Source organism: Rhodoferax sp. SPJ21, from assembly GCF_058216335.1.
The window spans coordinates 1,088,373-1,102,421 of the sequence record NZ_JBYZMO010000002.1 but is presented as its reverse complement, the minus strand read 5'-3'; the positions used below and the strand labels follow the sequence as shown (position 1 = coordinate 1,102,421).

At 63.8% G+C, this 14,049-nt stretch carries 14 protein-coding genes; 7 read left to right on the top strand and 7 right to left on the bottom strand.

All coding sequences use genetic code 11. The features are described from left to right. Positions 1-9 precede the first annotated feature (9 nt). From AC4BBN_RS13025 to AC4BBN_RS13000, 6 genes are read left to right on the top strand one after another with little or no spacing between them, the layout of a single operon-like run. The gene (locus AC4BBN_RS13025) at positions 10-351 is read left to right on the top strand and encodes a hypothetical protein (RefSeq protein WP_490592395.1); all 342 of its coding nucleotides are present in this window, start codon (positions 10-12) and stop codon (positions 349-351) included. After that, positions 348-1,469: a hemin-degrading factor gene (locus AC4BBN_RS13020; RefSeq protein WP_490592394.1), complete on the top strand. Its 1,122-nt coding sequence runs from the start codon at positions 348-350 to the stop codon at positions 1,467-1,469. The genes AC4BBN_RS13025 and AC4BBN_RS13020 overlap by 4 nt, the downstream gene beginning before the upstream one ends. Before the next feature lie 3 nt (positions 1,470-1,472). Continuing rightward, positions 1,473-2,357, top strand: a complete 885-nt coding sequence (locus AC4BBN_RS13015) for a heme/hemin ABC transporter substrate-binding protein (RefSeq protein ID WP_490592393.1) — start codon at positions 1,473-1,475, stop codon at positions 2,355-2,357. Further along, positions 2,354-3,400: a FecCD family ABC transporter permease gene (locus AC4BBN_RS13010; protein ID WP_490592392.1), complete on the top strand. Its 1,047-nt coding sequence runs from the start codon at positions 2,354-2,356 to the stop codon at positions 3,398-3,400. The genes AC4BBN_RS13015 and AC4BBN_RS13010 overlap by 4 nt, the downstream gene beginning before the upstream one ends. Next, positions 3,397-4,191 (top strand): heme ABC transporter ATP-binding protein, encoded by a 795-nt coding sequence (locus AC4BBN_RS13005; protein WP_490592391.1) that lies wholly within the window; start codon positions 3,397-3,399, stop codon positions 4,189-4,191. The genes AC4BBN_RS13010 and AC4BBN_RS13005 overlap by 4 nt, the downstream gene beginning before the upstream one ends. A gap of 19 nt (positions 4,192-4,210) precedes the next feature. Next, positions 4,211-4,639 (top strand): hypothetical protein, encoded by a 429-nt coding sequence (locus AC4BBN_RS13000; protein WP_490592390.1) that lies wholly within the window; start codon positions 4,211-4,213, stop codon positions 4,637-4,639. An 84-nt stretch (positions 4,640-4,723) separates the two neighbouring features. Here AC4BBN_RS13000 and AC4BBN_RS12995 read toward each other — a convergent pair whose 3' ends face one another. Both AC4BBN_RS12995 and AC4BBN_RS12990 read right to left on the bottom strand, forming a co-directional pair. Continuing rightward, positions 4,724-5,320: an ANTAR domain-containing response regulator gene (locus AC4BBN_RS12995; RefSeq protein WP_490592389.1), complete on the bottom strand. Its 597-nt coding sequence runs from the start codon at positions 5,318-5,320 to the stop codon at positions 4,724-4,726. A gap of 14 nt (positions 5,321-5,334) precedes the next feature. After that, on the bottom strand, positions 5,335-7,479 hold the full coding sequence (locus tag AC4BBN_RS12990) for a PAS domain-containing protein (protein ID WP_490592388.1): 2,145 nt from the start codon (positions 7,477-7,479) through the stop codon (positions 5,335-5,337). Between the two features lie 524 nt (positions 7,480-8,003). Between AC4BBN_RS12990 and AC4BBN_RS12985 the strand changes: the two genes are divergently transcribed. Continuing rightward, the gene (locus tag AC4BBN_RS12985) at positions 8,004-9,773 is read left to right on the top strand and encodes a methyl-accepting chemotaxis protein (RefSeq protein WP_490592387.1); all 1,770 of its coding nucleotides are present in this window, start codon (positions 8,004-8,006) and stop codon (positions 9,771-9,773) included. Positions 9,774-9,996: 223 nt separating this feature from the next. Here the strand turns inward: AC4BBN_RS12985 and AC4BBN_RS12980 are convergent, their stop codons facing one another. From AC4BBN_RS12980 to AC4BBN_RS12960, 5 genes are all read right to left on the bottom strand, one after another. Next, a complete protein-coding gene (locus AC4BBN_RS12980; protein WP_490592386.1) occupies positions 9,997-10,467 on the bottom strand; it encodes a hypothetical protein in 471 nt (156 codons plus the stop codon). Between the two features lie 63 nt (positions 10,468-10,530). After that, a complete protein-coding gene (locus AC4BBN_RS12975) occupies positions 10,531-10,812 on the bottom strand; it encodes an antibiotic biosynthesis monooxygenase (RefSeq protein ID WP_490592385.1) in 282 nt (93 codons plus the stop codon). A 131-nt stretch (positions 10,813-10,943) separates the two neighbouring features. Then, complete coding sequence (gene ggt / locus AC4BBN_RS12970; RefSeq protein WP_490592384.1) at positions 10,944-12,527, bottom strand: gamma-glutamyltransferase; 1,584 nt, start codon at positions 12,525-12,527, stop codon at positions 10,944-10,946. Continuing rightward, positions 12,524-13,426, bottom strand: coding sequence for a polysaccharide deacetylase family protein (locus tag AC4BBN_RS12965; protein ID WP_490592383.1), 903 nt, complete (start codon positions 13,424-13,426; stop codon positions 12,524-12,526). Before AC4BBN_RS12965 ends, ggt begins: the two co-directional genes overlap by 4 nt. Before the next feature lie 8 nt (positions 13,427-13,434). Continuing rightward, positions 13,435-13,860: a nuclear transport factor 2-like protein gene (locus tag AC4BBN_RS12960; protein WP_490592382.1), complete on the bottom strand. Its 426-nt coding sequence runs from the start codon at positions 13,858-13,860 to the stop codon at positions 13,435-13,437. Positions 13,861-14,049 lie beyond the last annotated feature (189 nt).

Here is a 14,049-nt window from a genome sequence, read left to right as displayed (position 1 = left end):
GAGATTGACATGCACCCCACCTTCCCACCCGATGCAGCGGGCGACGCCGTGACCACCGAGGAATACGCCCTGCCCCGTGCAGAGTCCCTGCTGGCCGCCACGCTGGCGCTAATGACCGGCTACGTGCAAGGCTGCTGCGACGAGCACCGTGGCCCCATGGCGCAAAAAGTAGTGCAGCACCTGCTGAGCCTGTCGCAGCACCCCCTGCTCACCCCAGACTTCCAAACCCTGCTGTGGAACCTGCACACCCGCTGGCTGGAGCAAAGCCGCCAGACCGCCCCCCGTGCAGCGCTGCAAACCACCCCGGCTGACGCCGCCCTGTGGCACAAAGCCCTCGAGGTGGTGCAATGAACGCCCCCAGCCTGCTCACACCTACGCCCCTATCCGCCGACGCGGAAGCCCTGCGCCAAGCCTTTGCCACTGCCCGCGCCAGCGGCAAGCGCGCCAAAGAGGCCGCTGAGTCGCTGGGCCTTAGCGAAGGCCAGGCCGTTGCCGCGCACTGCGGCACGCACAGCCACCCGCCCAAGGCCACGCCGCTGCAAGGCCCGTGGATAGAGCTGCTACAAGCCCTGCAGCCCTGCGGCCCGCTGATGGGCCTGACGCGCAACGAAACCACCGTGCACGAGAAAACCGGCGCCTACCAAAAGCTGTCCGCCATGGGGCCGCATGGCCAGATGGGCCTGGCGCTGGGCGACGACATCGACCTGCGCCTGTTCTTCAGCCAGTGGCATGCAGGCTTTGCCGTGACCGAGCTGGCCGCCAATCCGCAAAACCGCCCCAACATCAGCCTGCAGTTCTTCGACGCCAGCGGCAAGGCCGTGCACAAGATATTCCAGCGCGAGGCCACCGACCGCGCCGCCTTCGACGCGGTCGTGCAGCACTTCACCGCGCCTGCCAACACCGCTGTGTTCACACCCGCCCCGCCACCGCCACCCGTGCTGGACGATACGCAGATCGATGTAGACGGCCTGGGCAGCGCCTGGGCCGCCATGCAGGACACGCACGAGTTCTTTGGCCTGTTAAAAACATTCAGCGCCGAGCGCCAGCAAAGCCTGCGCCTGATGGAAGGCCGCTTCACCCAGCCCTTGGGCCACAGCGCACTGCGCGATCTGCTGCACAGCGCCGCGTTTGACGGCGTGCCCATCATGGTCTTCGTGGGCAGCGGCGGCTGCATCCAGATCCATACCGGCCCGGTGCACCGCATCGAGCCCATGGACATCAGAGGTGTGCAGTGGTTGAACGTCATCGACCCCACATTCAACCTGCACCTGCGCGAAGACTCCATCGCCCACGTCTGGCAGGTAGAGAAACCCACCGCCGACGGCGTGGTCACCTCGGTCGAAGCCTTCGACGTGAATGGCGAGCTGATGGCCATGTTCTTCGGCGCGCGCAAGCCAGGCCAGCCTGAGCTGCAGGCCTGGCGCGACCTGGTAGCCCAGCTGCCTCGGCTAGAAGCGGTACCCGCATGAACCATGAAAAGCCCCAACCAGATGACACCCCACCTACTCCGCCGCCGTACCGTCTTAAATTGGGCCGCCAGCGCTACGCTTGCGCCTGCTGTGCCCCACGCGCAGACGGCCAGGGCCCCGCGCCTGGTGACGGTGGGCGGCGCCATTACCGAGATCGTCTACGCCCTGGGCGCTGAAGCCCAGCTCGTAGGCACCGACACCACCAGCTTGTACCCACTGGCCGCACAAAACACGCCCAAGGTCGGCTATATGCGCACCCTGTCAGCCGAAGGCCTGCTGGCGCTCAAGCCCGACGCGGTCATCGGCACCACCGAGGCCGGCCCGCCCGTGGTGATGGACCAGCTGCGCAGCGCCGGCGTAAAGGTAGACCTGATCGAGTCCGACCACAGCTGGGCCGAGGTGCAGCGCAAGCTGCAGGCCGTGGGGCGCGGCGCAGGCCGTGAAGCCCAGGCCCGCACACTGCAGGCCAGGCTGGATGCCGACTGGGCCGGCGTGCAGCAGCAGGTGGCGCAGTACAAGGGCCGCAAGCCGCGCGTGCTGTTCATCCTGTCGCACACCGCCAACTTGCAGGTGGCGGGCGAGAAAACCGCTGCCGACGCCATGCTGCGCTTCATCGGCGCGCAGAACGTGATGCAGGGCTACAACGGCTACCGCGCCATGACGGCGGAGGCCATGGCCGCCGCCGCACCCGACCTGGTTTTGACCAGCACGCAAGGCGTCGAGGCCCAGGGCGGGCTGGACAAGTTCTGGCAGCGGCCCGAGCTGGCGCTGACCCCAGCCTTCAAGACCCGCGCCCTGGTGCAGATGGACGCGCTGGAGCTGCTGGGCTTTGGCCCGCGCCTGCCTGCCACGGTGCGCGCCTTACACCAAAAAATCGTACTGGCATGACCCCACGCCTGCACCGCCTCAACAGCCAGCAAGTGCTGCTACTGGGCAGCGCCCTGGTGCTCGCCAGCCTGCTCACCGCCAGTGCACGCGGTGCCTACGCCATGGACGCGGCCAGCATCCTGCGCACGCTGTGGGCCTTGCTGTCCGGCGGGCTGGACGGTTCGCCCGAGCAGCTGGTGTTCCTCAACATCCGCCTGCCGCGCCTGCTGTTGGGCCTGGCGGCGGGCGCGGGCCTGGGCTTGTCGGGTGCGCTGATGCAGGGCCTGTTCCGCAACCCGCTGGCCGACCCGGGGCTGATCGGCGTCAGCAGCGGTGCCGCGCTGGCCGCAGGCGTGGCCATCGTGCTGGGCAGCCTGTACTTCCCCTCCCTGCCGCGCAGCCTGGGCAGCTGGACCCTGGTGCTGATGGCCTTTGCCGGCAGCCTGGGCGTGACGGTGCTGATCTACCTGCTGGCCCAGTCCGAGGGCGGCACCCGCGTCGGCATGATGCTGCTGGCTGGCGTGGCGGTGAACGCACTGGCCGGCGCGGGCCTGGGCTACTTGAACTTTCTGGCCAGCGACGAGCAGCTGCGCAGCATCCAGTTCTGGCTGATGGGCAGCCTGGGCGGCGCGCGCTGGAGCGCGGTAGTGTTGGTGTTTACTATTGTTTTGATAGCTATCTGCGCAGGTATTACCTGCGCCAGGCCCTTAAATGCCATTGCATTGGGCGAGGCCCAGGCCGTGCTGCTGGGTGTCGATGTAGAGCGCACCAAGCGCCTGGCCGTAGCCGTCACCGCACTGGCCGTGGGTGCTGTCACGGCTACCACCGGCATCATCGGCTTCGTCGGTCTGCTGGCGCCCCACTGTGTGCGCCTGATCGCCGGGCCCGACCACCGCACCGTGCTGCCCGGCTCGGCCATGCTGGGCGCCGCGCTGGTGCTGCTGGCCGACAGCGTGGCCCGCACCGCCGTGCAGCCTGCCGAGCTGCCGCTGGGCGTGCTGACCGCCTTCGTCGGCGTGCCCTTCTTCCTGCTGCTGTTGCGGCAGTTCAAGGGCAAAGTATGAGCACCCCTAGCACCTGCCTGGAAGCCCAGGCCGTGTCCTGCGTGGTCGGCGGCACCACGCTGCTGCAGTCGGCCTCGGTGCGCTTCCAGGCCGGCCAGTTTGCCGCCATCCTGGGGCCAAACGGCGCGGGCAAATCCACCCTGCTGTCGCTGCTGTGCGGCCAGCGCCAGCCCTGCCAGGGCCGCATCCTGCTGCAAGGCCAGGCCCTGGCCAGCTACCCGCTGCAAACCTTGGCGCGCCGCCGTGCCCTGCTGCCGCAAGACCTGTCCGTGGCCTTCGACTACACCGTGCAAGACGTGGTGGAGCTGGGCCGCTACCCGCACCGCCAAAAGCCCAGCCCGGCCGAGGCCGCCATCGTGCAGCGTGCCATGCAGGCCACCGGCGTCTCCAACCTGGCGCAGCGCGTGCTCAACACCCTCAGCGGTGGCGAGCGCGCCCGCGCCCAGCTGGCCCGCGTGCTGGCGCAAATCTGGGAGCCCGTGCCCGGTCACAGCCGCTGGCTGCTGCTAGACGAACCCACCGCCGCACTCGATGTGCACCACCAGCACGCCGTGCTACGCCTGGCCCGCAGCTGGGCGCACAGCCACGGCGTGGGCGTGGTGGCCGTGCTGCACGACCTGAACCTGGCCCTGCGCTACGCCGACCAGGCCGTGCTGCTGCAGGCCGGCCGTATCCAGGCCGACGGCCCGCCGCTGCAGGTGCTGGACACAGACACCGTGCGCCGCATCTGGCAGGTCGACGTGCACCCGGTGCGCGATGCCAACGGCTGCCCGCAACTCTTGATGGCATAGCCCCACAACGGAGACCACCATGGTGACCCAAGAAGTTCGCGTCCATGTACTGAAACGCCAGCCGCTGAAGCTGGTAGCCGCCCCGCTTCCGTCCGACGTAGCCTGCGAGCACGCCGCCCTGGTGCGCATGCTGGCCGGCGCCCAGGCCCGAGTGAGCGGCCTGGTGGTGGACTACCAGCAGCAGATCCACGCCCTGCAAGCCCAGGTCATACGCCTGCGCGCCCGCGTCATCCTGCGCGACACCATGCTGGCTTGGCTGCGCGAGACCCTGGTGCAGTTGGAGCCCACAGGCGAGGAAGATCTACAGGCCCACCACGCGGCGGCAGACCGGGTGATTTGCCAAACCGGCTGCGTCAGCCACGGCGGCTACTGGCGCGAAGAAGACCTGTGCCGGCGCACGGGCAAGAGCTGCAGCATGGAAGAAGTCAAGATAGAAATACCGCGCTAGCGCAGATAGATATTGCGCAAGCTGCTATATAAAAAATAGCATTTCACCGGATGGCAGTGCCGCAATCAACGTGCAGGTGGCTGGCTAGCCGGCAGCCATCAACTCGCAGCTGGCCACCACTTGCACAGCCAGGTCCGCCAAGCGCATGCTGCGGGAACGCGCGGTACGCCGTAGTTGTTCAAAGGCGGGCTGCCGCGCCAGGCGGTACTGCATCATGGTGATGCCGACCGCCACATTGATGTTGCGCTCGCCATCCAATGCATCTTGCAAATGCTTGCGCGTGGCGCGTAGCTGGTTCAATTCATTCGCGCGTGCCAGGGCGGCTTCGATGGCGGGGATTAACTGCGCCTCGTCGACGGGCTTTACCAAGAACGCCAAAGCCCCCTGCTCAATCGCTTGCTGCACCGTCTGCTCGTCGCCGTAAGCACTCAGCATCAAAAAAGGTATGTGGTCCAGCTCGCGCAGGCGCTGCGCCAAATACAGCCCGCTCTGTCCCGGCATGCGCACATCCAGCATCACCAGATCGGGGCGGTAACCGCCAGCCAGCATGTCCTCCGCCTCCTCGGCGCTCTTGGCGCTGCTCACGGCGTAACCCGCGCGTGCCACGCTGCCAGCCAAGGTGGCGAGCACCAGCCGGTCATCGTCCACCAAAAGTATGTGCGGCGTTTTTGTATCGGTCATCGAATTCATTTCTGTTAGTTCAACCCAAGCACTGGCGCACTGAGCAGCAGCTCCACCACCATCGTGTCATGGACCTGCTCGACATTCAGCTGGGCACCTGTGCTGGGCATCAGGTGTGCCATCAATTGCTGGCCTGAACCTGACAATGGGTCCCGTGCAATCGGCACACCCGGCGTCACGCTATTGGTGATGCGTACGCTTGCACTCAACTGCCGCTCGTCCTGCAACAGACTCACGCACACGCCAGGGCGGTCTACGTTGCTGTGTTTGACCGAGTTGAAAAGTATCTCGTTCAAGATCATGGCCACCGGCACGGCCTCTTCCTCGGCGATAAAAATTTCGGCAGCGATGTGATTCTCTGCCATCTCCACCGGCACCCGCCAAATGTCCCGCACCTGTGCAACGATGGCACGCATCAAGCCACGCAAAGAAACCCGGCCCGCGCTGTTTTGCCCTTGCAAGCCATGGATGGTCGCTATGCTCTTGATTTGGCCAATGGCCTGGTTCAGTGCCGATTCTGTTTCTGGGTGCTCTTGCCCGAACTGGCGCAGCAAGCCAGTAATACCTTGCAGGTTGTTCTTGATGCGATGGTGTACCTCGCGCACCAGCGCTGCACGCTGGACCGCCTCATCAAGGCGGCGCTGTTCGTCACGACGGTACCGGTCCGAAATGTCAATGTAGCTGATCACATAATTGCCGATGGCACCCTGTTCATCCGGCACCCCGGTGACGGTCAATGACACCGGGAATTCGCGCCCCGTCGCGTGCAGACACCAGAGTTCGCCCGTCCAACTGCCCGAAGCCTGAACCCGCAAAAAAATATCGTCATAGACTGCGACCGGATACCGGCTAGAACGCAGCTGAAATGCACGCTTCCCCAAAAAATCGCCAGCCACATAGCCTGTGATACGGGTAAATGCAGAGTTGACCTGCAACACCAAGCGCTGGTGGTCCATCACCATGATGCCTTCCTGCCCCTCAAACGCCACGGCAGAAATGCGCAGTGCCGCATTGACTCTTTCCAATTCCAATTGGCTGCGTTTGAGTGGAGTGATGTCTGACACCTGCACGAAGAAGCCACGCACCTCACCATCCACGCGGTCTGCAATGTACTGCGCCCAGGTATAACCAGTCTCGCCATTCGGCTTCACCAGTGTGCGCTCAAACTGCTGGTCTTCACCTCGCAATACCGCGCGGATATGCACCTCATTCTTTGCAAACAATTCCGGCCCCATCAGCTCCTGCATAGTGACGCCGCGCATCTGCTCTTCATTCCGGCCGAACCAAACTTGGTACTGCGCGTTGGAAAACGCGCAGCGCAGATCACGCGTCCAGTAGCCCACCAGGCCTGGCAGACTGTTGGCAATGCTGGCTATGAAGCGCTCTTGCTCGCGCGCCAGCCGCTCGCCTCCACGCATTTCTGTCACGTCACGGGACACAAAGACCACGCCTAGCAGCTCGTCAGCTTCACCCGCATACGGACAACAGCGGGTCTCCAGATAGCGCAGATGTTGGTCTTTCAGCGGGACCTCCACGTCTTTCAACTGTGGCTGCCGCGTCGCCAGGCAGCGGGAATAGGCATCCTGAAAATCCCGGTTGAAAAATTCAATCGGTACCTCGTCGGTCAAACGCCCTAGGACCTGCTCGCGCGCCAAGCCCGTAGCCAGGCACCATGCATCGTTCACCATCAAATAGCGCTGCCGCAAATCCACTACGCACACCATTTCGGAGATCGAATCCAGCGAGAACTTGAAGGTGCGCATCTCTTGCTTAATGCGCATGCGGTCAGTGATATCTACGTAAATGGTTAAAAACCCACCGCCAGGCAAGGGGCTGCGCTTGGCTGCGACCACCGTGCCATTTGGCCGGGTGCATTCATAGGTCTCGGGGTGGGCGTAGCGGAACTCTGCTACGCGGCGGTCCGCCTCTTGATGCGGGTCACAGGAGCCGAATTCCCCAGCCCTGGCCCGCAACACGAACATGTCCCGCAAGTGCGTACCGGGTGTGGCCTGTTCAGCCGTCAAGCCAGACAGCTCAAGCGCCAGAGCGCTGATCGTCACCAGGCGGCAGTCTGCATTGAACACTGCAACGCCCTCGCCCATGTTCGCAAAGACCTCCAGCAGCGGGTCCGAAATGATGGAGATATCGTGGGAAGCCATGTCGCCCTTGGGATGCAGAGGCCAAATTATCAGAGTAGCCAGCGCAGGAGCTAGGGATTATCTTTATTGCACGGTTATGTGACTCATGGCGTATTAACTTTAACGGTTGCATGCTAGAGTAACCAAATGTTTCGCCCGCCCCAGAACATGGCGTCGAAGCACATAAGGCCCTGCACCCGCCTTGCAATTTTTGGAATGCCGCTCAAACAGTGGCAACGAGAAGATGGCAATACGTTCATTTCAGAAAATGGATGCGGGCGCGCAGGGCTGCCTAGCCCCCACTTTTGCATATAAGCCAACCATCCTTGGTTGCTTGGGTCCGCCGTTGCCAGGTCATACCTGCCGCGTGGGGATGCCGCGTCGCAAAAAACACGCGCACCGCTCTCGGCACCGCAGAGCACCGTGGCTGAGCACAGGTCCATTCTGATCGGCGCACATACCTCCCAGGGCGATTGCCAGCCCCCAAGGCGCATTACTGCGCTTGCCTAAACCCCGTCAAGATTTCACCTCAAAGAGGTACTCACATGAACTTCAAGAATTTCACCGTCAAAGGCCAGCTAACCTTTGCATTTGGCCTGCTGGCTGTATTGGTCATCATCGTGTCGCTAACAGCCATGCATGCGCTAAGCGGTATCAATAGCGATTTCTCCCAATACAACCAAGGCACCATTGCGCAGCAGCATATGGCGGTCGATGTACGGGCATCGGTGAACCGTCGTGCGATTGCTGCGCGTAATCTGGTGCTAGTGACCACCCCCGAAGACCTAGAGATCGAGAAAGCTGCGGTGGCCGAAGCCCACCAAGCAACCCAGGCAGCCTTGGAAAAATTAAACAGCACCGTCAAGAACGATCCGCGAGCTACAGCGGAAGAGCGTCGTCTCATCGAAGACATCAGCAAAATCGAAGCTGCCTACGGCCCCGTCGCACTGGACATTGTGAAGTTGGCGCTGGATGGCAAAAAGGACGAGGCCATCGCCAAAATGAACAAGGACTGCCGTCCCCTGCTGGCGGCACTCATCAAAGCCAGCCGTGCCTACCAAGAGTACAGCGAGAAAGAGGGTGAAGCCATGGTGGCATCGGCCAATGCCGACTATGCGCAAGCGCGCTTGCTGTTGATTGCTGCCGGCGCTGTTGCCATCGCCGCCGCCGTACTTCTCGGCCTCCGGATCACCCGCAATCTGGTGGGCTCCCTGGGTGGTGAACCCGGTGTGGCAGCCGACGTGGCGCGCGCGGTAGCCCATGGCGACCTGAGCATGCCGATTTCCGTCAAGCCAGGAGACAGCGACAGTCTGATGGCCCAGCTCAAAGCCATGCAAGATAGTCTGTCAAGCGTGGTGTCGAACGTACGCCAAAGCGCCGAAGGCGTCTCCACCGCCAGTGCCGAGATCGCCCAGGGCAACAACGATTTGTCCGGCCGTACGGAACAGCAGGCCAGCGCGCTGGAAGAAACCGCAGCGTCCATGGAAGAGCTGTCCAGCACCGTAAAACAGAATGCCGATAACGCACGCCAAGCCAACCAACTGGCTGTCAACGCGTCAACGGTTGCCGTAGAAGGCGGTGAAGTCGTCAGCCAAGTGGTAGACACCATGAAAGGCATCAACGACAGCAGCAAGAAGATCGCCGACATCATCAGCGTCATTGATGGCATCGCCTTCCAAACCAACATCTTGGCCCTGAACGCCGCCGTGGAAGCCGCCCGCGCAGGCGAGCAAGGCCGTGGCTTTGCCGTGGTGGCCAGCGAAGTACGCAGCCTGGCGCAACGCAGCGCCAATGCGGCCAAGGAAATCAAGATTTTGATCGACAACAGCGTGGTCCAGGTGGACCAAGGTACAGCGCTGGTATCCAAGGCCGGCTCCACCATGACCGAAGTGGTTAACGCCATCCGTCGCGTGACCGACATCATTGGTGAAGTCAGCGCCGCCAGCGGCGAGCAAAGCCAGGGCGTCGCCCAGGTCGGCGATGCCATTACCCAGATGGACCAGGTGACGCAGCAAAATGCAGCATTGGTGGAAGAGAGCGCGGCGGCGGCCAACAGCCTCAGCACGCAGGCACAACAACTGTTGGAGGTCGTGGCCGTGTTCAAGCTCGACGCTGGCAAGCACCAGGGCTCGGCAAACACCATGAAGACGGATAGTCAAGCATCGCTGGAAAGACGTGGCCCCCAGCGTGCAATCAACGTGACCCGCCCCTCCTTTGGCAAGGCTTCCGCCACGCCAGCGAAGAAAATTGCAAACCAGACGGTGAGCGCCAAGCCCGCCGCCAAGACAGGATCGGACGATTGGGCCAGCTTCTAAGCTGAAATCCCGATCGCAATTTGGATGGCCACTGCGCTTTATCGCCAGAGGCCTCCAGCGCAATATCTAGCTGCGCAATATGCTACAAATTAAGTAGCAAAAGTCCTCACGGGAAGGCCCCTGCAGTTAGCTCGGCAAGGGTGTGCTGCACGTCCTGCGCAGATTGCGCAGATGCTCGCACACCAGGCCGCTAGGCCGAGGCACACCGGTTAGGTGCCGGGGTTCAGCTGTTATCCAAAATATAGCGCAGGGGTTTGAAGGCCTCGTCGCCCACGGCCTTCTGGATCTTGGGCGCCAGGCTTTTCAGGGCCTCCAGATCCCCGGCCCGTTCCACCGCCAGGTTCAGCATAAAGCCCTTCAAGCCCAGACCGCTGGTGAGCTGCACCGCCGTCTGGTAGGCCAGGGTGTAGCGCTCGGCCAAGCCCAGATCCTGCAGCTTGGCGCCGGCGCCCGAGAGGGGGCGCTTTTCTGAGGGTGCAGCGGCCACGAATTCAACCAAGCCCAGATCGTGCAGTTGCTGAAAATCATCGGCCGACAGGCCCATGCCGCCGATCTGCGCCAGTATCTTGGCGATGCTTTTCTTGCCGTCGCACAAGATCAGTGCTGAGCGCAGCGGGATCTTCATCTTGGTGGACCGGTCCTTGATGACCTGGTTGCCCTTGTCTGTCTTGGCCGGGCAGAGGCTGGTGTCCATATCGCGCTCCTTGTGCGGGCCTGGCAGGTTCTCGGGCAAGACTCACAGGGGCCAGCGCAGGAGCTACAGCGTACCCGCTTCCAGCTGTTCCAGGTAGATGAATTCTGGCGCCTTGACACCGGCGTCCATGCGGATCTGCACCAGCCTGGGCGACTCGAAAAAGGCGCGGGCCTGGGCCAGCGAGGTCCAGGCGGAGAAGTGCACGATCTTGTTCGCGTCAGTGTCATAGCGCAGCACCTGGTAGCTGCGCTCGCCGGCCTCAAAGCGGATGCCGGCGGCGGCGTCAAAAACCTTTTTCCAGGCGGCATAGTCCTGGACCTCGTGGATGATGAGTACGTGTTGCATGCGGTCCTACGGTGGGTGTGCCAAAGCAAAGCGGCATTGTGCCTTGCTGCCCCAGAACCTTTTAGACTTACAAGCTTTTTAGGCCGCTAGCGCATATAAAACCTGCGCTAGCAGCTACTAATTCAATAGCATTAGTCCGGCAAACCCAAAGCCAGCCCGTCGCTGCGCGGGTCGTGCGCACCGCGCATCTGACCGGTGGCCGGGTCGATGCGGATGGCGCCGGGGTGGCCCATCAGCGGGCTTTGGCGGGCCACCGGGCTCAGGGCGTGGCCGCGCAGCGCCAGTTCGGCGAACACCTCGGGCGGCACGTCTTCTTCCAGCTTCAGCGAGTCGCGCGCGTCGGAGAAAGTCTTGCCCAGCAGAAAACGCGGCCGGGCCAGGGCGCTGAGCGGGTCCATGCCGTAGTCGATCATGCGGGTGAGCACGGCGGCCAGGGTTTGCGGCTGGCCGTCGGCGCCCTGGGTGCCGTACAGGATGCTGGGCTTGCCGTTCTGCAGGTACATGCCGGGGTTGAGTGTGTGGAACGGGCGCTTGCCCGGTGCCAGCACGTTCGGGTGCTGCGGGTCTAGTGAGAAGGCCGCGCCACGGTTGTGCCAGAGCACGCCGGTATCGCCCACCAGTACACCGCTGCCCCAGTCAAAGTAGGTGGTGGCCAGCATGGACACAGCCTGGCCCCAGCGGTCTACCGCGCCGATATACACCGTGTCGCCAGTCTGGAAGGGATGCGGCCAGGGCAAGGCCTGGTCCATGCGGATAGCGCTGGCGCGCTGGTCCAGGTGGGCCGGAGACAGCAGGCGCTCTATCGGCACCTCGGCATGCTCGGGGTCGGCCACATGGCGGTTGCGGTCGATGAAGGCCTGCTTGATGGCTTCGACCAACAGGTGGTAGTAGTCGGCGCTGCCCTCGGGAATCTGGGCCAGGTCGAAGCGTTCCAGGATGCCCATGATTTCCAGCGTGGTGATGCCCTGGGTGGGTGGCCGGTGCGCCAGCAGCGTGCCGCCACGGTAGGGCACGGACAGCGGTGCTTCCACGCGCGCCCGGGTGCGCACCAGGTCGGCGGCCGTCAGCGGGCTGCCGGCCTGGGCCAGGCCCTGGGCGATGCGGGCCGCCAGTTGGCCTTCATAAAAGTCGCGCGGGCCGCGTGCTGCCAGGGTTTCCAGCGTGGCAGCCAGCGCGGGCTGCTGGCGCACAAAGCCTGTGGCGGGCACCGCGCCCTGGTGCAGGAACTGGGCGGCCACGCCGGGCAGCACGGCCATCTCGGACAGACGCATCTGCAGCCAGAAGCGCTCGGACTCGGAGATGGGGACTCCATCGCGCGCCTGGGCAATGGCGGGTGCCAGCAGGCGCTGCCAGCTGTGTTGTCCACCCCAATCTTTGCGACTAATTTCGAAGGCCTGGCCCAGCACGTCCACAGCCGCCGCTGTGGTCAGCATGGACTGCGGGCCGCGCACGGGAATCGCGCCGCTGTATCGCGGCAACACCTGCGGCGCCTGGCCTATGCCGGACAGGGTTTGCACCTGGCCCGCCTTGTCGGCGATCAGCATGAAGGCATCACCGCCCAGACCACAAAAATGCGGATAGACCACGCCCAGGCTGGCGGCGATGGTGATGGCGGCCTCGATGGCGTTGCCGCCCGCAGCCAATACGTCCAGCCCGGCTTGCGAGGCCAGCGCGTGCGGGCTGGTGACCATGCCCTGGGTAGACGCTGCGCTCATGCCGCGTGCACCTGTTCGGCGTGCTGGCAAATCTGGCCAGGCGTGGTGACCCATACCTGGCCTGCATCCCGTGCGCGGGCGATGTGCTCCAGCGCGCGGCGCAGGTGCCGCAGGCGGTAGGGCTGGCCCACGATATAGGGGTGGAGCGCGATACCCATCACCAGCGGCTGCTGGGCAGCCTGTTGCAGCATCTCGTCAAAGTTGTGTATCACCATGTCGGCAAAGGCCTTGCCGTCCATCAGCCGGCCTATGACCATGGGGATGTCGTTCAGCTCCTGCGGGTAAGGAATGGACCACAGGCGCTGGCCGCTGCGTGTGGCCATGGCGGTGGGCTGGTCGTCATGGCACCAGTTCAGCGTGTAGCTGTAGCCGGTCTCGGCCAGCAGGTCGGGCGTAGTGCGGCTCTCGGCAATCCAGGGCGACAGCCAGCCGCTGGGCGCTGTGCCGCTGTGGTGGGCGATGCGCGTGCGGCAGTCGGCCAGCAGTGCGCGCTCGTCTTCCTCGCTGAGGTTGGCCTGGTTGAAGGCATTGCTGTAGCCGTGGCCTATCAGCTCGTCGCCGCGCGCCGCAAAGGCCTGGACCAGCTCGGGGCAATGCGCGTACAACGCGGTGTTGATCAGTGCGCCGGTAGGCAGCTGCAACTGGTCGAACAGCTCCAGGCAGCGCCAGGCACCCACGCGGTTGCCGTACTCGCGCCAGCTGTAGTTCAGCACATCGGGCTGGGCAGTTTTGGGGCCTATGCAGGCGCCCAGGCCTTCGCCAAACGCAAAGTGCTCGATGTTGAAACCCAGGTACACCGCCAGCTTGGCGCCATTCGGCCAGCGGTAGTCGGCACGGCGGGTGATGGGGCTGTAGGCGAAGCGGCCGTTGCCGGGGATGGGCGGGGCGAACGTGCTCATGGTGGTACTCATATCGGCTCGCACAGTCCGGCGCGCACCAGCAGCCATTCGGCGCTGTCGTTCCACACGTCCATCTGAACGATCAGGCCGTGGCGCACCACATAGCGGTCTACATAGCGGTTGCCCTCGAAGGCCGTACCGTCGGGCCAGGCGCCGTACAGGGTGCCGATGTTGTAGACGATGGCCTCGGCCTCGGTGGCACCGGCTACGACGTCGGTCTGCTCGAACTTCTTTTTCACCCAGGCGTAGCGGCCGGCATTGAAGGCGCTGCATTCGGCCGGGTCGCGCATCGCACGGCCACCGGTGAAACGGATGCGCAACTCGGGGGCGATGAAGGCACGCGCGCCCTCGGGGTCGGGCACCATGATGGTCCGCAAAAAGGTCTCAACCAGTTCTTTGGCCTGCAGTGCGGCCGGGGGGATGTCGGTAAGCATGGTTCAAAAAAGCAATGGGCATGCCAGTGTGCCGCACCCCCCCGGCCTACGGCCTGAACCCAGCCCAAACCCTACAAGTCTTTCAGGCCTCTAGCGCAGGTTTTACCTGCGCCAGCAGCTATCAAAATAGTAGTGAAGCAGATATGCATCGGACTCTACCGTCCGCCCCCTTGCCACCTACAAACCGAA